Source organism: Halorubrum sp. AD140, assembly GCF_034497445.1.
In the GTDB taxonomy this organism is placed as follows: domain Archaea; phylum Halobacteriota; class Halobacteria; order Halobacteriales; family Haloferacaceae; genus Halorubrum.
Window position 1 is genome coordinate 26,899 of record NZ_JAXRUU010000024.1, and the last position, 17,223, is coordinate 44,121.

The 17,223-nt window shown below is 69.0% G+C and carries 20 protein-coding genes and 1 pseudogene; 10 read left to right on the forward strand and 11 right to left on the reverse strand.

Annotation, left to right across the window (positions count from 1 at the left end; genetic code table 11):
- Window positions 1-207 precede the first annotated feature (207 nt).
- Window positions 208-399, forward strand: a complete 192-nt coding sequence (locus tag U4E84_RS08145; protein WP_322531604.1) for a UPF0175 family protein — start codon at window positions 208-210, stop codon at window positions 397-399.
- Window positions 400-490: 91 nt separating this feature from the next.
- On the opposite strand, the gene U4E84_RS08150 is transcribed toward U4E84_RS08145, so the two are convergent.
- Window positions 491-1,597 (reverse strand): 60S ribosomal export protein NMD3, encoded by a 1,107-nt coding sequence (locus U4E84_RS08150; RefSeq protein ID WP_322531605.1) that lies wholly within the window; start codon window positions 1,595-1,597, stop codon window positions 491-493.
- A 147-nt stretch (window positions 1,598-1,744) separates the two neighbouring features.
- Here U4E84_RS08150 and U4E84_RS08155 point away from each other — a divergent pair, with 147 nt between their 5' ends.
- The 5 genes from U4E84_RS08155 (at window position 1,745) to U4E84_RS08175 (ending at window position 5,783) form a co-directional block, all read left to right on the forward strand.
- On the forward strand, window positions 1,745-2,095 hold the full coding sequence (locus U4E84_RS08155; RefSeq protein WP_322531606.1) for a DNA-binding protein: 351 nt from the start codon (window positions 1,745-1,747) through the stop codon (window positions 2,093-2,095).
- On the forward strand, window positions 2,096-2,689 hold the full coding sequence (locus U4E84_RS08160; RefSeq protein ID WP_322531607.1) for an asparagine synthase-related protein: 594 nt from the start codon (window positions 2,096-2,098) through the stop codon (window positions 2,687-2,689).
- 92 nt (window positions 2,690-2,781) lie between these two features.
- Window positions 2,782-3,237 carry a ferritin-like domain-containing protein gene (locus U4E84_RS08165; RefSeq protein WP_322531608.1) on the forward strand — a complete coding sequence of 152 codons (456 nt, stop codon included), beginning with the start codon at window positions 2,782-2,784 and terminating at the stop codon, window positions 3,235-3,237.
- Between the two features lie 83 nt (window positions 3,238-3,320).
- Window positions 3,321-4,643, forward strand: a complete 1,323-nt coding sequence (gene hisS / locus U4E84_RS08170; RefSeq protein ID WP_322531609.1) for a histidine--tRNA ligase — start codon at window positions 3,321-3,323, stop codon at window positions 4,641-4,643.
- A 63-nt stretch (window positions 4,644-4,706) separates the two neighbouring features.
- Window positions 4,707-5,783, forward strand: coding sequence for a hemolysin family protein (locus tag U4E84_RS08175; protein WP_322531610.1), 1,077 nt, complete (start codon window positions 4,707-4,709; stop codon window positions 5,781-5,783).
- Window positions 5,784-5,813: 30 nt separating this feature from the next.
- Here the strand turns inward: U4E84_RS08175 and U4E84_RS08180 are convergent, their stop codons facing one another.
- Together U4E84_RS08180 and U4E84_RS08185 are read right to left on the reverse strand one after the other, a co-directional pair.
- A complete protein-coding gene (locus U4E84_RS08180; RefSeq protein WP_322531611.1) occupies window positions 5,814-6,221 on the reverse strand; it encodes a DoxX family protein in 408 nt (135 codons plus the stop codon).
- A gap of 42 nt (window positions 6,222-6,263) precedes the next feature.
- Entirely contained in the window at window positions 6,264-6,857 is a 594-nt protein-coding gene (locus U4E84_RS08185) for a DJ-1/PfpI family protein (RefSeq protein WP_322531612.1), read from the reverse strand.
- A 171-nt stretch (window positions 6,858-7,028) separates the two neighbouring features.
- On the opposite strand from U4E84_RS08185, the gene U4E84_RS08190 reads away from it, so the two are divergent.
- Complete coding sequence (locus U4E84_RS08190) at window positions 7,029-8,075, forward strand: AI-2E family transporter (protein ID WP_322531613.1); 1,047 nt, start codon at window positions 7,029-7,031, stop codon at window positions 8,073-8,075.
- A gap of 37 nt (window positions 8,076-8,112) precedes the next feature.
- Here U4E84_RS08190 and U4E84_RS08195 read toward each other — a convergent pair whose 3' ends face one another.
- Complete coding sequence (locus tag U4E84_RS08195) at window positions 8,113-9,015, reverse strand: acyltransferase (RefSeq protein WP_322531614.1); 903 nt, start codon at window positions 9,013-9,015, stop codon at window positions 8,113-8,115.
- Window positions 9,016-9,175: 160 nt separating this feature from the next.
- On the opposite strand from U4E84_RS08195, the gene U4E84_RS08200 reads away from it, so the two are divergent.
- Window positions 9,176-10,249, forward strand: a complete 1,074-nt coding sequence (locus U4E84_RS08200; protein WP_322531615.1) for an aldo/keto reductase — start codon at window positions 9,176-9,178, stop codon at window positions 10,247-10,249.
- Between the two features lie 293 nt (window positions 10,250-10,542).
- Here U4E84_RS08200 and U4E84_RS08205 read toward each other — a convergent pair whose 3' ends face one another.
- On the reverse strand, window positions 10,543-10,698 hold the full coding sequence (locus tag U4E84_RS08205; RefSeq protein ID WP_322531616.1) for a hypothetical protein: 156 nt from the start codon (window positions 10,696-10,698) through the stop codon (window positions 10,543-10,545).
- A 173-nt stretch (window positions 10,699-10,871) separates the two neighbouring features.
- On the opposite strand from U4E84_RS08205, the gene U4E84_RS08210 reads away from it, so the two are divergent.
- Window positions 10,872-11,504, forward strand: a complete 633-nt coding sequence (locus U4E84_RS08210) for a hypothetical protein (RefSeq protein WP_322531617.1) — start codon at window positions 10,872-10,874, stop codon at window positions 11,502-11,504.
- Window positions 11,505-11,614: 110 nt separating this feature from the next.
- Here the strand turns inward: U4E84_RS08210 and U4E84_RS08215 are convergent, their stop codons facing one another.
- The 4 genes from U4E84_RS08215 to U4E84_RS08230 form a co-directional block, all read right to left on the reverse strand.
- The gene (locus U4E84_RS08215) at window positions 11,615-12,565 is read right to left on the reverse strand and encodes a hypothetical protein (protein WP_322531618.1); all 951 of its coding nucleotides are present in this window, start codon (window positions 12,563-12,565) and stop codon (window positions 11,615-11,617) included.
- A 92-nt stretch (window positions 12,566-12,657) separates the two neighbouring features.
- Window positions 12,658-13,500, reverse strand: a complete 843-nt coding sequence (locus U4E84_RS08220) for a translation initiation factor eIF-2B (RefSeq protein ID WP_322531619.1) — start codon at window positions 13,498-13,500, stop codon at window positions 12,658-12,660.
- Window positions 13,501-13,707: 207 nt separating this feature from the next.
- Window positions 13,708-14,064: an RNA polymerase Rpb4 family protein gene (locus U4E84_RS08225; RefSeq protein ID WP_322531620.1), complete on the reverse strand. Its 357-nt coding sequence runs from the start codon at window positions 14,062-14,064 to the stop codon at window positions 13,708-13,710.
- A 1-nt stretch (window position 14,065) separates the two neighbouring features.
- Complete coding sequence (locus U4E84_RS08230) at window positions 14,066-14,359, reverse strand: 50S ribosomal protein L21e (protein WP_322531621.1); 294 nt, start codon at window positions 14,357-14,359, stop codon at window positions 14,066-14,068.
- A gap of 188 nt (window positions 14,360-14,547) precedes the next feature.
- Here U4E84_RS08230 and mptA point away from each other — a divergent pair, with 188 nt between their 5' ends.
- Window positions 14,548-15,477, forward strand: a complete 930-nt coding sequence (gene mptA, locus U4E84_RS08235) for a GTP cyclohydrolase MptA (RefSeq protein WP_322531622.1) — start codon at window positions 14,548-14,550, stop codon at window positions 15,475-15,477.
- Between the two features lie 30 nt (window positions 15,478-15,507).
- Here mptA and U4E84_RS08240 read toward each other — a convergent pair whose 3' ends face one another.
- Window positions 15,508-16,314, reverse strand: a complete 807-nt coding sequence (locus tag U4E84_RS08240) for a TrmB family transcriptional regulator (protein ID WP_322531623.1) — start codon at window positions 16,312-16,314, stop codon at window positions 15,508-15,510.
- Between the two features lie 143 nt (window positions 16,315-16,457).
- A pseudogene (locus U4E84_RS08245) lies at window positions 16,458-17,223 on the reverse strand (thioredoxin domain-containing protein); the annotation flags it as partial.

Sequence of the window (17,223 nt, forward strand, 5' to 3'; positions counted from 1 at the left end):
ACCATGAGGAACGCGAAAAACAGCGCGAAGAGCTGTTGTCTGTTCATACCTCCCGTGCGCCGTAGAGCGGCATAATTCCTGCGGGCCGTCCTCGGTAGTGGTTATACGCCGCCGGACTGATCACGCGTCAATATATATCGTATAAGGTGTATCAGGAACCTCAATCAATTAGCAACCTTCATAAACCTTCACGATCCTATTGGTGATATGGCAACGAAGGGGCTGGCGACTGCGCTGACGCTGTACGGTGCCCGAACGCTGACACTCCCGCAGGCGGCCGCACAGGCCGGACTCAGCGAGGCGGAGTTCGTCGATCAGCTCGAGCGCCGCGGCATCGAGGTGACCGACTCCGAGCGCGCCGCCGCGCTGGGCGGCGAGCAGACCGCCCTCTCCGACTGACCGCGACGGCCCTCCGACAGTTCTCTCCGCGGTTCCGACACAGTCGAGCGGCGCGACCGCTCCGGGTGGCCCAGAACGACCGCGAGCGGCGCTACTCCTCGGGGACCAGGTGAACGCGTCCCCCGTGCTCGAACGCGAGCACGCTGTCGGCGTCGTCGTCGACGAAGTCGGGGTTCGGCACCGTCTTCGCCTCGTAGGTGACCGGGTCGAGCACCTGGATGGCGTTCTCGTCTTCCACCGTCACCACCGTCGTCTCCGCCGCGTCGCTCCTCGTTCCGAGCCGGGTCGCGTCCGGGGCCTCCCCCTCCTCGAAGTCGGAGGTGTACGCCTCGCCGGTCGCGAGCCGGACGCCCTGCAGCCGTCCGGAGACGCCGGTGACGAGCACGGGACCGTCGCCGTCCTCCGGGTCGACGATCTCGCCCTCCGCGTAGCGGGGGAGCCGGACCGCGAACGTCACCCGGTACACCTCGTTGCCGTCGCCGTCCTCGGTGACGAGCGTCGGGTACGACTCGAAGCTCCCGCCCAGCGCGTCGGTGATCCGGGTCGCGACGTTCTGCGCGAGCCGGTTCGAGGAGAGCTTGACGTCCGGACCGTCGTCCGTCTCTTTCACCTCCGTGATGAACGCCTCGCGGTCGCCGTCGGCCTCCTGATCCGCGACGTACGACTCGGCGATGTCGAGCGCCTCGGCGCGCTCTTCGGGCGTCAGCTCGCGGTCGTCCGCCCGAACCTGCACGATCCCGGCGTAGTAGCCGCCGGCGATCCGCCCGCACCGGTCGCAGGTCCCCCGCGATATCTTCACCGGAACGGTGGCCTCGGCGGAGCGGAGCGTCCCCCGGACGACCCCCGAGAAGCGGCAGTGCATCCGGACGTTGTTCTCGTCGACCTGCTCGGGCTCGACGCCCCACTCGACGTCGGTCGCGTCGACGTGCACGCCGAGCGCCGCCGCGACCTCGTCGACGGCGACGTCGGTGTAATCGCGCGCGCCGACGTCACGCCACGACTCGCCGCGGCGGACCGCGCCGCAGCCGGAACAGACCAGCACCTCGATCCGGTCGGGGGCGTCGACGAGATCGAAGTCCTCGAAGTAGCAGTCGTCACACAGCAGCGCGTCCCGTCCGCGCGGCTCGCCGGGAAGCGGCTCGCGCCGCTCCGGCACCGGATCGCCGCACCGCGGACAGAACTCCCGCGACTCGCTCATTGGCCGCGGCTACGCCGAGGAGCCGTTTAAGCGACGCGGACCGCCGGCCATCGCTCCGGCCGTCGCGGCCCATCGGAGCGCTTGTCCCCCCGGGTCGTCGCCGACCCCTCCGAAATCGTTTTTCGCGCGGACCGTGAAGGCGTCCGTATGAGCGAGAACCCCGACGACGAACGGCTGGAGGAACTGCGAGAAAAGAAGATGGAGGAGCTCCGCGACCGCCAGCAGGGCGGCGGCGACGCCGAGGCCCAACAGGAGGCCCAGGAACGCGCCGAGGCCCAACAGGAGGCCGTGCTCAAGCAGTACCTGACCGACGGCGCGCGCCAGCGGCTCAACGCGGTCGCGATGTCGAAGCCGGAGTTCGGCGAGAAGGTGAAACAGCAGGTGGCGGCGCTCGCCCAGAGCGGTCGGATCCAAGGGCGTATCGACGAAGCGCAGATGCGCGACCTCCTGAAGGAACTCCAGCCCGACAAGAAGAGCTTCGACATCCGGCGGCGATAGATGGAGCTCGCGCTGCTGTACAGCGGGGGGAAAGACTCCTCGCTCGCCGCCCACCTGCTCGACCGGTTCTACGACGTTCGTTGTGTCACCGGCAGCTTCGGGTTCACCGACGACTGGGAGCACGCCGAGCGCGCGGCCACGGAGCTGGGGTTCCCCTTCGAGCGCGTCGACCTCGACCCGGCCGTCGCCGAGGACGCGGCCGAGACGATGCTCGCGGACGGCTACCCGCGAAACGGGATCCAGCGCGTCCACGAGCACGCGTTAGAGACGATCGCGAGCCGCGACGTCGACGCGATTGCCGACGGCACGCGCCGGGACGACCGCGTGCCGACGGTGTCGCGCGCGCAGGCCCAGAGCCTCGAGGACCGCCACGGCGTCGACTACATCTCCCCGCTGTCGGGATTCGGTCGCCACGCCGTCGACCGGCTGGTCGAGGCGACGTTCGACGTCCAGCAGGGCCCCAGCGAGGAGGTTCCGAAGGCCGACTACGAGGACGAGCTCCGGACGCTGATCGCGGACGAACACGGCGAAGAGACCGTCAGAGAGGTGTTTCCCGATCACGACCAGACGTACGTCCACGGTCGGAACGACTGACCGACCGGCGCGTCGCTCCGCACGCGCTCGCCGGCCTCTCGTCGGGCCGGATCGCCGGAACAGCTTTTGACGCCGCGCCCGTACGCCAGCACATGTCATCTGAACAAGTGATCGGGCTGCTCCGGACGGCGTACGCGGACGAGATCGAGACGGTGATGAACTACCAGACGAACGCCATCGTCCTCGACGGCGTCCGCGCCGAGGAGATCAAAGAGAGCCTCAAACAGGACGTCCAAGAGGAGCTCGGCCACGCCGAACAGCTCGGGCAGCGGCTCAAACAGCTCGACGCGCGCCCGCCGGGGTCGGCGGAGTTCACGGCCAAGCAGGACTCCCTGCAGCCGCCCGAGGACTCGACCGACGTACTGGCGGTCATCAACGGCGTGCTCGACGCGGAGGAGGACGCGATCGCGACGTACCGCGACATGATCGACGCCGCCGAGGAGGCGGACGATCCGGTCACCGAGGACCTCGCCGTGACGCTCCTCTCCGACGAGGAGGCCCACCGGACCGAGTTCCGCGGGTTCCAGAAGGAGTACCAACGCGACTAGACAGGCCGAACCGAAGCTCGTCGGCCGCGGGCACCGCGCCCCGAAAGGATGCTTTCAAGCGGGCGCTCGCCGAACTCGGGTCCATGTACGACGGACTCAAGGGATTCCGCGATTTCTACCCCGACGAGCAGTCGGCCCGCCGCGAGGTGACGGACGCGATCGAGGGCGCCGCGAGCCGGTACGGCTTCCGCGAGATCGCCACCCCCGCGCTCGAACGGACGGAGATGTACGTCGACAAGTCGGGCGCGGAGATCGTCGAGGAGCTGTACGCCTTCGAGGACAAGGGGGGCCGCGGTGTCTCCATGACGCCGGAGCTCACACCCACCGTCGCGCGGATGGTCGTCGCGAAGGGACAGGAGCTCTCGAAGCCGATCAAGTGGGTGTCCACCCGCCCGTTCTGGCGCTACGAGCAGGTCCAGCAGGGCCGCTTCCGCGAGTTCTACCAGACGAACATCGACGTGTTCGGCTCGTCGGCGCCCGAGGCCGACGCCGAGGTGCTCGCGGTCGCCGCCGACGCGCTCACGGACCTGGGACTCACCGGCGACGACTTCGAGTTCCGCGTCTCGCACCGCGACGTCCTCGGCGGGCTCGTCCGGGCGCTCGCGGACGACCCCGACGCGGTCGACACCGCGGCCGCGATCCGCGCGGTCGACAAGCGCGCGAAGGTCGACGACGGCGAGTACCTCGGGCTCCTCTCGGCCGCCGGGCTCGACCGCGCGACCGCCCGCGAGTTCGACGACCTGATCTGTGACGTCGACGGCCCCGACGACCTCGACGAGGTCGCCGAGGCCGGCGGCGAGGAGGTCGAGGCGGCCGTCTCGAACCTCCGGAGCGTGCTCGCGGCGGCCGACGACTTCGGCGCGGGCGAGTTCTGCGAGGTCTCCCTGACGACCGCCCGCGGGCTCGACTACTACACCGGCGTCGTCTTCGAGTGCTTCGACTCCACCGGGGAGGTGTCCCGCTCCGTCTTCGGCGGCGGGCGCTACGACGACCTCATCGAGAGCTTCGGCGGCCAGCCCACCCCCGCGGTCGGCGTCGCGCCCGGCCACGCCACCCTCAAGCTCCTCTGTCAGCGCGCCGGCGTCTGGCCCGACGAGGAGCTGTCGACCGACTACTACGTCCTGTCGGTGGGCGACACGCGCGCCGAGGCGGCCGCGGTCGCCCGCGACCTGCGCGCGCTCGGCGACGACGTTGTCGTCGAGGGGGACGTCTCCGACCGCTCGTTCGGCGCCCAGCTGGGCTACGCCGACTCGATCAACGCCGAGACGGTCGTGGTCGTCGGCGAGCGCGACCTCGCGAACGGCGAGTACACGGTGAAGGACATGGCGAGCGGCGACGAGACGACGGTTCCCGTCGAGGAGTTCCCCCCGGAGTCCGGTCGGCCGACGTACGAGGACTACGAGTAGCGCCCGATCGGACGTGGGACGACTCCTGAACGCTTTTTTCGCTCGGGCCGAGACCGGGAGACGATGATCCCGCTCGCCATCGCGATGCCCCCCGGCGAGGTCGCGTTCCGCGTGGCAGCCGGTGTCGCGCTCATCCTGATCAACGCGTACTTCGTCGCCGTCGAGTTCGGCCTGACCCGGCTCAGACAGTACCCCGAATCGGAGATGGACACGCCCGGGCTGCGGCGCGCCTGGGAGATGACCGACGACCTGGAGTTCTACCTGACGACCTGTCAGGTGTGGATCTCCGGGACGAGCATCGCCCTCGGCATCGTCGCCGAACCGGGGCTCGCGGCGCTGTTCGCGCCGCTGTTCGAGAACACGGCGCTCGCGTCCGCCGGCGCGGGCTCGCTTCTGGGCTTTTTCCTCATCAACATGGTCCACCTCACGCACGGCGAGCAGACCCCGACGTACCTCGGCGTCGAGCGCTCGAAGCAGGTCGCCGAGTACGGCGCCCGCCCGCTGTACTGGTTCGCGTGGTTCATCTCTCCGCTGATCAAGGTCGGCGACTGGGTCGCGAAGGCGACGCTCGGGCTGTTCGGCGTCGAGATGACCGGGTCGTGGATCGAGGCCGAAGAGGACGTCTTGGAGACGCGCGCACAGCTCCGCAACCGGCTCGGCTCGATGATGGAGGAGGTCGAGCTCCCGGAGGAGCGTCGGGAGGAGGTCCTCAACGCGCTCGACGTCGACGAGCTCGCGGTGCGGGAAGTGATGACGCCGGCCGACGAGATTGTCTCGCTGTCGACGGCGGCGTCGGTCGAGGAGAACCTCGACCGGATCCGTGACACCCCGCACAGCCGCTTCCCGCTCGTCGGGAACGGCCCCAGCGACTTCGAGGGGATCGTGTACGCCCCGTCGATCGTGAGCCGGTTCGAGGAGCTCCGAAACGGCGATCTGACGTTCGGGGAGGTCGCCGCGCCGCCGATGACGGTTTCGGCGGACGTGAGCGTCAGCGACGCTTACGACCAGTTTCAGGCGGAGTCGCAGGAGCTAGCGCTCGTCGTCGAGGACGGCGAGGTGACCGGACTGCTCACCGCGACCGACGCCATGGAGGCGGTGATGGGGCAGCTGGAGGACCCGCTGGACGCCGGAAATCTGTAGCACCGAGCTAATCGGGGACTCCGGCGGTCTCTACTTGTACGCCTCCCGCAGGAACACCAGCGCGCCGCCGAGCATCGCGAGGTTCCCGAAGAAGGCGAGCCGCTCGCCGCTCTCGTCGTCCTCGTCGTCGTTCCAGAAGTCGTGCATCGTCGCGGTCACCACCGCGAGGAACGTGACGGCCGCGCCGGTCGCGAGCCGCGGCGCCCGCCCCAGCGCGATTCCGGTTCCCGCGACGACCATCATCCCGGACGCGACGGGGGCGGCGAGGTCGGGCGCGGGCACCCCAGCCGACTCCGCGTACTCGATCGTGTCCTCCATGTCCCGGAAGTCCTCGGAGGCCTGCGCCGCGAGGCCGATCCCGAGGAGGACGCGGCCGAGTCGGGACGGTGCGCCAGCGCGTCGTCCCGCCGTGTCGGAGTGAGTGTCGTCGTCGCTCATACACCGTCTAACGGTAGCATGCCATATAAATGACCGCGCGGATCAGTCCGCCGCGGCGGCGGGCGCGTCGTGGTCGATCTCGGTGCCGAGCAGGTCGAGGAACGCCGCGATCCACTCGGGGTGGTCGGGCCACGCCTGACCGGTCACGAGGTTCCCGTCGGTCGTCACGCCGTCGACCCACGAGCAGCCGGCGGCCTCCACCTCCGGCCTGACCGCGGGGTACGCGGTCATCTCGTAGCCGTCGAGCACGCCCGCTGCCGCGAGGATCTGCGGGCCGTGACAGATCGACGCGACCGGCTTGTCGGCCTCGAAGAAGTGTCGCACCGCGTCGAGCACCTCGTCGTAGCCGCGGAGGTACTCGGGCGCGCGCCCGCCGGGGACGACGAGGGCGTCGTAGTCGCTCGGGTCGACCTCGTCGAACCCGTGGGTGAGCTCGAAGTCGTGACCGCGCTCCTCTAGGTACGTCTGGTCGCCGCGGAAGTCGTGGACCGCGGTCTTGACGCGCTCGCCCGCCTCCTTCTCCGGGCAGACCGCGTGGACCTCGTGGCCGACCGCCTGAAGCGCCTGGAACGGGACCATGATCTCGTAGTCTTCCCCGAAATCGCCGACGATCATCAGGATTTGTTTTCCTGTCATGTGTACAACACCACACGGGAGTACGCGCTGCTGTCCAATAACGGTACTGACGCGTAATAGGCTGTCACACGAGGCTCGCCGTAATCTGCGACGCGACGGTAGGCATCGAGAGGTATCGAGGGAAAGCACTCGGCCCAAAGGCTGATCCTCTTAGAGATTCAATTGGTTCGTATGGCGTCCCCTCTAACGGGAAATCACAAATCGACCGCCTGGATCCTCGTCGGGGTCCTGATCACGGTCGTGGTGGCGTTCGTCCTCTACTCGTTCGTCGGGGCGATCGCTATCGGTATCTTCCTCTACTACGCGACGCGATCGATCTACCGATGGGTGGATCAGCGGACCGGTCGACCGAACGTCAGCGCGACGCTCACCCTCCTGACGATCGGTCTTCCGATTCTGCTCGTCCTGGCGTACGCCGCGTTCACCGGGGTCCAAGAGGCCGACCGGTTTTTCGCGGCCACGGACCTCGAGTATTTCAGGACGGCACTGGAGCCCTACGTCGACCTCGTGTCGGGAAGCGACGATCAGGGGTTACTCGGCATTTTCCGTAACAACATCTCCAGGGTGAGGGGGTTCGCCACCGGGACCTTAACCTGGATGTTGCGTCTCTTCGTGGCGTTCACGCTCGCGTTCTACCTCCTGCGCGACGATCACAAGTTGGCACGCTGGTTCCGGCGCACCTTCGAGAACCAGCCGTCCGCCGTGGCCTTCATGGAGCGGGTCGACGACGATCTCACGACCATCTACACGGGGAACCTCATCACGATCGGCGTGAGCGGTCTCCTCGCCGTGGTCGTCTACTACGGCCTGGACGTCGTCGCTCCGGCCGGGGTCGGCATCCAGTTCCCGATCCTCCTCGGCCTCCTGACCGGCGTGGCCACGCTCATTCCGTCCGTCGGTATGAAGCTCGTGTACGTCCCGTACACCGCCTATCTCGTCTGGCAAAGCGTGTCAGGTGCCGGGACTCCGCTCTGGTTCCCGGTCGTCTTCTTCGTCGTGACGGCGGTCGTCGTCGACTTCGTCCCCGACATCTTCATCCGGTCGTACGTCTCGAAGGGAGAACTCAACATGGGCCTGATACTGCTGATGTACGTCCTCGGCGCGGTGGCGTTCGGCTGGTACGGGGTGTTCTTGGCCCCCGTTATTCTGGTCGTATTCGTCCACTTCGCTCGGGACATCCTCCCGACGCTCCTCGGGTCGGACGCCGCAACGGGCTGAAAGAAAGCGGTGTGCCGGTCGACAGCGCCGATCCACGCTACTTCGGCGGTCGGAGGTTTCGCTGGAACTCGTCGAACCGGTCGAGGTCGTCGGGGAGCTCGTACGCGATCTCGCGTTCGTCCTGGTTGTCGGGGAGTCGGCCGTCCTCCAGCTCGTCGGCGACCACCTCCCAGCCCGGCTTCACGCGGACGCTGCGGGCGGGCGAGCCGACGACGACGTGGTGGTCCGGGACGTCCCCCTGAACGACAGAGCGCGCGCCGACGATGCTGTTCTCGCCAATCCGACAGCCGGCGCGCACCATCGCGTCGTAGGTGACGCGGGCGTCGTCCGCGACGATCGTGTGGAAGTTCCGGACCTCGGTCTGGTCGACGAGGTCGTGGTCGTGGCTGTAGAGGTGGACGCCGTCCGAGATCGACGCGCGGTCGCCGATCGTCAGCTTCCCGCGGTCGTCGAGGTGCACGTCGTCGTGGATCACGACGTTGTCGCCGACCTCGATGTTGTGGCCGTAGGTGACGGAGATCCCCTTGAAGAAGCGGCAGTCGTCCCCGCACTCCGCGAACAGGTGCTTCCCGAGCATCTGACGGAACCGGAGCGCGAACTCGACGTTGTCGGCCATCGGCGTGGCGTCGAACTGCCGCCAGAGCCACTGGAGGTGTTTCGAGCGCTGGAACTTCGCCTCGTCCTTCTCGGCGTAGTACTCCGACTCCAGGGTGGCGTTACAGGGATCGTATCCCTGTAGGCGCACGCGCTCGGCGCGCGACACCGACTCGCCGTCCTGCCACGCCTCCCACGCCTCGCGGTCGCCGTGGAGGTCCACGAGGACGTCGCGGACGACCTCGCAGGTGTCCTCGTCCGAGGAGAGCCGATCGTCCACCTCGTCGATGAACCCTCGGACCCCGGCCTCCGCGCCGTCGGGCAGGGACACGTGTCGCTTTGTCATCGCCTCACCTTCGTCGGCGTCCCTCAAAGGGGTTCGGTTGTGCGACGATCGCGCTCCGACGACCGTCGGTCGTGCTCGTGCTCCGTTATAAATCCCGGCCTCGGTCCCGCGACGTGGGCGAGACCGCACCCGCTAAGTGTCCCGATCCCCAACGCGGGGTATGCAGCACCGCGAACTCGGGAACTCCGGCGTCGAGGTCTCTGAGATCGGCTTCGGCGCGTGGGTCGTCGGCACCGACTGGTGGGGCGACCGCTCGGACGAACAGGCGGTCGAGATGGTGGAAGACGCGCTCGACGCGGGCGTCACCTACGTCGACACCGGCGACGTGTACGGCCACGGCGACAGCGAGGAGATCGTCGGGCGCGCGATCGACGGCCGACGCGACGAGGTGACGCTCGCGACGAAGATCGGCTACGATTTTTATAATAATCCGCAGGCGGGCCACGGCGAGCTCCCGAAGGCGCTCGACCGCGAGTATCTCGAGACCGCGTTCGAGCGCTCGCTCGACCGGCTCGACACCGACCACGTCGACCTGCTCCAACTCCACAACGCGAACGTGGACGACGTCACCCCCGAGGTGCGCGACCTCCTGCGCGAGTGGAAGGCCGACGGTCGGGTCCGCGCGCTCGGGTGGGCGCTCGGTCCCTCCATCGGCTGGCTCGCCGAGGGCGACGCCGCCGTCGAGTACGAGGAGTTCGACGCGGTCCAGACCGTCTTCAACCTCTTCGAGCAGGAGCCCGGCCGCCACTTCGTCGAGACGATCCGCGAGACCGGCTCGGACACGTCCGTCATCGCGCGGGTGCCGCACTCCTCCGGGCTGCTCAACGAGCAGGTAACGCCCGACACGGTGCTGGAGGAGGGCGACCACCGTTCGCACCGTCCGAAAGAGTGGTACGAGACCGGCTGGGAGAAGGTGGAGGCGATCCGCTTCCTCGAGGACCCCGATCACGCCGAGGGCACCCGAACGATGGCGCAGGCGGCGATCCGCTGGCTGCTCGCGCACGACGAGGTGGCGTCCGTCACGCCCACCTTCCGCGACGGCGACGACGTCGCGGCGTGGAGCGCCGCGAGCGACGTCCCTCCCCTCTCCGACGACGAGTACGAGCGCGTGGCGGAGCTGTACGCGCGCAACTTCGGCGTCGACCGCGACGATGGGATGGACGTCCTCCGCACGTCCGTCGACGGCGAGGACATCGAGGCCGCCGGCCTCGACAAGCGCGCCGCGTCGTACTGACGCCGAACCGCCTCGAAGCTGAACCCACCTCTTTCGCGTCGAAACCGCACGAATGCGGAGCGATATCCTCGATCTCGACCACTTTCACTGCGACCGATACCCGCGGAGTCGACCCGGCGTGACCTCGTCCGAGGCGAGAGCCGTCGCTCGGCGGTCGGAACGTGGTGGCTCGGTGGAAAGGCGTCGTCACAAGGGGCTCAGAGGGGGTAACGTGTCGTCATGGCCACCACACGCGGCGTTGATCGCCGACCGATATAAACGGACCGTGATTCGCCCCGCGCCGGTCGGGGAGCTCAGGCGTCGGCCCCACACTGAACGAGGACGGTCTCCTCGTCCTCCGGGTCCGGGGTCGCCGGCTCGCCGTTCGGGTCCTCACCGTTCGAGCCGGTACACCCCGCCGTGAGCACCCCGGCGAGGATCGGGAGCGCCGTCCGTCGGTCCGTCCTCATACGGTACCGACAGAGCCCTCTCGGAACGGAGTCTTGCGGTTCGTTACCAAACGCGAGAGCGAACGTTCGCTCCGGGAGAGTGCTCTCGATGCCGGGCGTCGAAGTGGGCCACCGTGTCACTCCAGACGCGTCGACGCGCGATTATAAGTGTACGTGTATTGTGAACCACCTTCATGCGACGGAGAACGTATCTCAAGCTCGGCGCGGCGGCCGGCGCGGCGACCGTTGCGGGCTGTGCCGACGGATCGAGCGAGACGGCGTTCGAGGAGGGGTTCGAGGACGGTCTCGGCGAGTGGGAGAGCGGCGCGGCCATCGGCCCAGAGGTCGAGCTCGAAGAGTTCGAATGGGAGTTCGACGTCTCTGGAGAGGAGGCGGCGTCCGGGGAGCGCTCGCTGCGGATCTGGAACGAGGGCGACTACGACGACGGCGTGACGTGGGGCGTCCACCCCGTTCCGGTCGAGCCTGAACAGGCGTACGAGGCAACGGTGTCGGTCGACATCTGGAGCGAGTCGGAGTCGTTCAACACGCTCCGGGACGCGGTGATGCGGCTCGGCCCCGAACCCCCCGTGGCCGAGGAGGACTTCCCCCACCCCGGCGTCAACACGACCGAACTCGGCGAGACGCCGTACGGCGGACTCCGGGAGCCGCTGTGGCTGGCGGACGGCTGGCGGGGATACACCTTCGAGTGGACGACTCCGGACCTCTCGACCGACACACTCCACGTCGCGGTCGGCCACGCCGTGATCTGGGAGGGCGAAGCCACCCATTACGTCGACGACGTCAGCGTCGAGCTCGAACCTCGATGACGACGCGGCTCGGCGGCTCACTCGGAGAGCCGGTCGGCCCCACACTCGCAGACCGGCTCGTCTCCGGGATCGAATTCGGCGCTCGGACGCGATCGGCTCGAACTCCGCGGCTACCGACCGTTCGCCAGCCGGCTCGCGACCCGGTCGCGGTCGGTACGGATCCGCTCGGCGAGCTCCGACACCTCAGCCAGCACGGGGTACCGCGGGCCGTCGGTCGGGCCGTAGAGGTACTCGTAGAACGCGCGTCCGTCGTCGACGCCGATCGTCGGATCGGGTGCCATGGGCGGGTCGTCGAGCGACCGCTGGCGGTCGGCGGCGATCGCGTCGCACTCGCGTTCGAGCTCGTCGAGCCGCTCCCAGACGTCGAGCGCCGCGTCGGTCCCGTTCCCGGTGACGCCGTCGAGGTGTTCGAGGAGCCGGCGGCGGCGGCGGTCGACCCCCGTCAGGTCGTTCTCGAACCGCGTCAGTGCGTCGAGCTCCGCGCCGATGGCGTCGGCGAGCGACGACCGGGCCTCGGCCGCCCGGCGGCCGCGCCTGACGAGCGCCGTCTGCGCGCCCGCGGAGAGCGTGCCGTTCGACGCCAGCGCGGTCGCGGTGTCCGGGCCCAGCTCGGCGGCGAGGCTCTCGGGGATCGTCTCGTCGTACTCCTCCCTGTAGTGGGGCAGCGACATCACCGTGTCGCGGTACGCGGCCAGCACGCGCCTGAGCCTGACGTCGTCGCCGCCGCCACCGACGGTGCGAACGGCGGCCATCGAGCCGTCGAACGCCGGGGCGGTCCCCCCGGTCGGCGCCGGATCGAGCGCGTCGACGCGGTCCGCGAACTCCTCGAAGGCGTCTCGCTCGTCGAGGACGCGGCGGCGCTCGCGACGGCCGGCCTCGGTCGCGTCGCGGACGTACGCGAACGTGAGGAACACCGCGAGAGCGGCGATGATCGCCGCCGTGATCGCGCCGGGCTCGGTCGCCACCGCACCGATCTCACACGAGAGGGTCGTACACTCCGCCGCCGTCGGATCCGAACTGGGGATCCGGAATGCGGTCGCGGAGCCCGAATGAGCGCTCATTGTGTCCGTTAACACGGTGCACACACAAAGCAGTTGCGTCCGATCTCACCCGCTGAACCGACGCCGCGCGGCACTCGAAACGGTAACACGCGTCACTCGACGACGCCGTCGTCGGTGATCACGGTGTCGACCATGCCGATGGGGGTCGCGTCGTAGCTCGGGTTCTCGATCGTGACGCCCTCGACCGGCTCGCGCATCACCTCGACGGCGTCGCGGAACTCGTTCTCGAAGCGGAACTCCTCGATCGTCTTCGCGCCCGAGCCGACCGCCGTGACGGGGACCCCCAGCTCGCGGGCGGTGACGACGACGGGGAACGTCCCGATCCGGTTGTAGTAGGTCCCGCCGGTGATGCAGGTGATCCCGAGGAGGACGCGGTCGCAGTCGCGGAGGGCGTACCCCATCGCGCTGTCGACGACCATGCGGACGTCGACGCGAGATATCCCGGCGAGCACGCGGGCGGTCTTCCGGCCGAGCGTCCGCGGGCGCGCCTCCGTGACGTAGACCGTCAGGTGGGCTCCGTCGCGCGCGGCGTTCTCGATCGACTCCAGCACCGTCGTCGAGTAGTCGTGGACGAGCAGCGTGTCGCCGTCCTCGATGTGCTCGGCGGCGTTGGCGGCGGCCTCGCCCTTCGCGGTCTCGATGTCGTCGACGACGCGGTCGATCGTCTCTTCGAGGAGCTGTTTGGCCCCCTCGACGCTCGTCGGTTCGCCGATGATGGAGCGCTCGACGTCGCGCAGCGCGTTGTGGAGCGCGGCGTGCGAGGGGTTCGACCGGCGCAACACGCCGGCGTTGTGCTCCAAGTCGCGCTCGAACTCGTCGACCGTCACGTACTCGCGGTCGAGCAGCTCCGCGAGCGCCCGCGTCGCCTTCACGGCCACCGCCGACGTGCTGTGGGTCTGCATCGCTCGGATCTCGGCGACGGTCTCGTCGATCATACCGGTAGGTCGTCGCCGCGATTCAAATGGGTTCCGGGGTCTCGCCGATCGAACCGAAAATGCGGTGATGCGCGTCTGTGAGCGGCCGGCAGGGCGCGAACAGCGCGTGCGAGAGACGCCGCGAGCGTGCGCGCCCTCGCGACTGGGGCTTTGGAGCTGTTCCGACGATCAAAGAGAGTCGCAGCCGAAACGATGCGCTCCGTGGTTTCAGGCGTACTTCGCGACGACGTCGAGCACGTCGTCGAGCTCGTCGCCGTCGAGCGAGTAGCGCTCCTGGGCGAACACCGAGCGCAGCTCGGTGCGGTCCTCGGGGAGGAGGTCGGCGATCTTCACGGCGGTGGGCAGGTCGATCGACTCCAGCTCCGTCAGCTCCTCGACGAGCTCGCGGGACTCCTCGGCGTCGAGTCGGGCGAACCGGTTGACGTGCTCGATGGCGCGGGCGAGCTCGTAGCGGAGGTCGCGGTCCTCGTCCTCGGCGCGCTCCGCCTCGATGTCGACGAGGACCTCCTTCGCCTCGGAGATGGTGACGTACTCCTCGTCGAGCGTCTCTTTGAAGATCGTCATCTCAGTTCTGCTGGGCGCTCATGTGGGCGGCGCGGACGATGAGCGTCTTCGTCTTCCCGCCGTCCGGGACCTCGACTTTGAACGCGGCGCCCTGCTTGCCCACGACGGTGCCGGTCCGACCGTCGAAGCGCGGGTGGAACCGACCCTCCTGGACGCTGGGGTCGATCTTGAGGTGGACCCGCGAGTCCGTCTCGAACTCCTGGATGGCCCGCTGCGGCGGCGACGTGCCGCGGTCGCGCGGTTTGTTCGAGAGCTTGTCGCGGGTCGCCTTCTGGGGCCCATTGGAACTCGGCATGGTCTTGGGCTACGTTCCGCTGCCGCAGGTATAAATGGTGCGTTACGGGCGTCGCCCGAGAGCGGGTACCACACTGCAGATCGACGGTGGTCCGACGCGGTCCGAACCCCTGGACTGACGCCAACACTACCCCACGAGAGGCCCCCCATCGAAAGTGCTAATCCCGGGAGGTCCCTACCCCGTTCGTAATGAGTCATCAGCTGCCGGACGTACAGGCGTCCGCGCCCGACGTCACCGTCGGGCTCTCGCAGGTCGGCGTCACCGGCGTGGAGAAGCTCGTCAAGCTCGCCCGCGGGGACAAGCGTCCCATCGTTCTCATGGCCGAGTTCGAGGTGTTCGTCGACCTCCCGAGCGGGCGCAAGGGGATCGACATGTCGCGAAACCTCGCGACGATCGACGAGATCTTAGAGGAGATCACCCGCGAGGAGGCGTACCGCGTCGAGGACGTCTGCGGGGACGCCGCCGAGCGGCTCCTGGAGAAACACGACTACACCACCACCGCCGAGGTGTCGATGACCGCGGAGCTCGTCACCCGCGAGGACACGCCGGCGTCCGGGATCGAGACGCAGAGCACGGCGACGATCCTCGCCGGCGCGACCGCGACCGAGGCCGGCACCCGCGAGGAGATAGGCGCGGAGGTCACGGGAATGACCGTCTGCCCCTGCTCGCAGGGGATGAGCGAGTCCCGCGCCCGCGAGAAGCTCGCCGAACTGGGCGTCGACGAGGAGACGACGGAGGCGTTCCTCGAGGCCGTCCCGCAGCCGGGCCACTCCCAGCGCGGTCACGCAACGCTCACCGTCACGACCGACGGCCATCCCGACATCGACCTCCGCGACCTGATCGACGTCGCTCGCGACTCGATGAGCGCCCGGATCTACAACATGGCGAAGCGGCCCGACGAGGACCACATGACCTACGAGGCCCACGCCGACGCGAAGTTCGTCGAGGACTGCGTCCGCGCGCTCGCGGAGGGCACGGTCGAGGAGTTCGACCACCTCCCGGACGACGCCGTGATCCGCATGAAACAGTCGAACGACGAGTCGATACACCAGCACAACGCCCACGCCGAGCGCGAGGTCACGATGGGCGATCTGCGGACCGAGCTGAACGTTCGCTAGTCGGTATCCCGACCCCCTCTCCGGCGAGTCCTACCCGAACGACAGCGGCTCCGCCTCCGCCCACCGCGGCTCGAACTCCTCGCTCACGCTCGACGCGAACTCCGCGTCCTTCACGTCGATCATCGCGAACGGCTCGTCGCCCGAGAGCGGGTGCGGCACCTCGATGCACACCTCGATTCCGTCGAACACGTTGAACGTCCCGTCGACGCCCGCGGTCGTTCGGACCTCGAACCCCTCCATGTCGGAGAGCCCCGCGGTGTACCGCTGACCGACGCTCCGCGGGAGCGCGTCGACCGTTCCCGGAGACAGCAACACCCGGATCTCGACGCCGCGTTCGAGGGCCGCCTCCAGCTCCGCGGTGACCTGTTCGCCGATCGTCCCGAGGTCGAAGCCGGTCGCGGGCGCACCGACGACGACGATCATCCGACGCTCGGCGGCCGCGATCCGCTCTAAGAGGAGGTCCGTCGCCTCCTCCGCGCCCACGGCCGCGGTCCAGAACTGGCCGTCGACCGGCTCTCCCGCGTCGAGCTCCGTCGAGAGGTCGGCGACCACCTCCTCGTACTGCTCCGCCCGCGTCTGCAGCTCCCGCTTCTTCTCGTCGAGCAGGCGGTCGAGCGCGGCGTCGGGCTCCACCGCGGCGTACTTCTTCGGCCGACTGGCGGCCTGGCTCCGGACGAGGTTGTGCTGCTCTAAGCTGTTGAGCACGTCGTACACCCGCCCCATGGGGACCTCGCTGGCCCGCGAGAGGTCCTTCGCCGTCGTCGGTCCGGTCCGCAGCAGCGCGCGGTAGGCGCGCGCCTCGTACTCGGAGAGCCCCAGGTCCCGGAGAGATGCCATACCCTCCGATCGCGCGGCGCCGACATAAACACGTCGCCCGTTTACACGCGGGTGCGGTGGTGAGACGCGAGACGGCGAACACGGTCGACCGTCCGAACCGCCACAGGCGACCGTATCCGGCCAATATGGCCGAATACCGCGTCTTACTCCGCGGTCTCGGTGACCCGCCGCATCAACTCGTCCGGCGTTTCCGCGGGCTCGGAGACCGCGTCGCCTGCGAGTACGACGGCCGATCCCGCGGGGACCGACCGGGGGGCCGGCGACCCCTCCAGGTGGGCGTTCGGGGCGACGACCTTCTCGTGGTCGGCGACCCGCCACGCCGCGCGGTGGAGGTCGCTGCCCGGCGCGTCGCCGACCGCGACGACGGTGGTGCCGCGGCGGAGCCGCCCGACGAGGCTCCCGTAGTCGGCGACCTGCACGCCGAGCCGCTCCGTGGCGCCCGCGAACGACTCCGCGGTCTCGCGGGCGACCGCGCGGTAGCGGTCCTCGCCGGTCAGCGCCGCCAGGTCGAGCAGCGCGGTCGCCATCTCGACGTTGCCGTCGAGCGGGCGGAACGGGCGGTCGAGCAGCCCCGGCCCCGACCGCGGCCCGTCGACGAAGGAGCCGTCCGCGTGGAGCCGGTCGATCGCCCGGTCCGCGACCGCGCGGGCGACTCCGGTCCCCTCGCCGAGGACTCCCGCGGCTCGCACGAACGCGCCCACAACGCGGGCGGCGTCCTCCAGCAGGTCCGACTCGCCGACCGCGTCGCTCCCGCGGTAGTGGGTCACTTCGCCGGAGTCGGCGTCGATCAGGTCGCGTTCGAGCCCGTCGAGGATCCGACGGGCGTACTCGCGAGCGCGCTCGTCGTCGGTGTACGCGGCGACCGCGAGCAGCGCGTCGGCCGCGAGCGCGTTCCCGCCCGCGAAGACG

Bases quoted from the DNA above. Each gene is read 5' to 3' on its own strand.
- U4E84_RS08205 (WP_322531616.1), bottom strand. From the start codon at position 10,698: ATGAGGACGGACCGACGGACGGCGCTCCCGATCCTCGCCGGGGTGCTC.
- U4E84_RS08240 (WP_322531623.1), bottom strand. From the start codon at position 16,314: ATGGCATCTCTCCGGGACCTGGGGCTCTCCGAGTACGAGGCGCGCGCC.
- U4E84_RS08155 (WP_322531606.1), top strand. From the start codon at position 1,745: ATGAGCGAGAACCCCGACGACGAACGGCTGGAGGAACTGCGAGAAAAG.
- U4E84_RS08200 (WP_322531615.1), top strand. From the start codon at position 9,176: ATGCAGCACCGCGAACTCGGGAACTCCGGCGTCGAGGTCTCTGAGATC.
- U4E84_RS08165 (WP_322531608.1), top strand. From the start codon at position 2,782: ATGTCATCTGAACAAGTGATCGGGCTGCTCCGGACGGCGTACGCGGAC.
- U4E84_RS08180 (WP_322531611.1), bottom strand. From the start codon at position 6,221: ATGAGCGACGACGACACTCACTCCGACACGGCGGGACGACGCGCTGGC.
- U4E84_RS08220 (WP_322531619.1), bottom strand. From the start codon at position 13,500: ATGATCGACGAGACCGTCGCCGAGATCCGAGCGATGCAGACCCACAGC.
- mptA (WP_322531622.1), top strand. From the start codon at position 14,548: ATGAGTCATCAGCTGCCGGACGTACAGGCGTCCGCGCCCGACGTCACC.
- U4E84_RS08190 (WP_322531613.1), top strand. From the start codon at position 7,029: ATGGCGTCCCCTCTAACGGGAAATCACAAATCGACCGCCTGGATCCTC.
- U4E84_RS08145 (WP_322531604.1), top strand. From the start codon at position 208: ATGGCAACGAAGGGGCTGGCGACTGCGCTGACGCTGTACGGTGCCCGA.
- U4E84_RS08195 (WP_322531614.1), bottom strand. From the start codon at position 9,015: ATGACAAAGCGACACGTGTCCCTGCCCGACGGCGCGGAGGCCGGGGTC.
- U4E84_RS08160 (WP_322531607.1), top strand. From the start codon at position 2,096: ATGGAGCTCGCGCTGCTGTACAGCGGGGGGAAAGACTCCTCGCTCGCC.
- U4E84_RS08210 (WP_322531617.1), top strand. From the start codon at position 10,872: ATGCGACGGAGAACGTATCTCAAGCTCGGCGCGGCGGCCGGCGCGGCG.
- U4E84_RS08185 (WP_322531612.1), bottom strand. From the start codon at position 6,857: ATGACAGGAAAACAAATCCTGATGATCGTCGGCGATTTCGGGGAAGAC.
- U4E84_RS08150 (WP_322531605.1), bottom strand. From the start codon at position 1,597: ATGAGCGAGTCGCGGGAGTTCTGTCCGCGGTGCGGCGATCCGGTGCCG.
- U4E84_RS08175 (WP_322531610.1), top strand. From the start codon at position 4,707: ATGATCCCGCTCGCCATCGCGATGCCCCCCGGCGAGGTCGCGTTCCGC.
- U4E84_RS08230 (WP_322531621.1), bottom strand. From the start codon at position 14,359: ATGCCGAGTTCCAATGGGCCCCAGAAGGCGACCCGCGACAAGCTCTCG.
- hisS (WP_322531609.1), top strand. From the start codon at position 3,321: ATGTACGACGGACTCAAGGGATTCCGCGATTTCTACCCCGACGAGCAG.
- U4E84_RS08225 (WP_322531620.1), bottom strand. From the start codon at position 14,064: ATGACGATCTTCAAAGAGACGCTCGACGAGGAGTACGTCACCATCTCC.
- U4E84_RS08215 (WP_322531618.1), bottom strand. From the start codon at position 12,565: ATGAGCGCTCATTCGGGCTCCGCGACCGCATTCCGGATCCCCAGTTCG.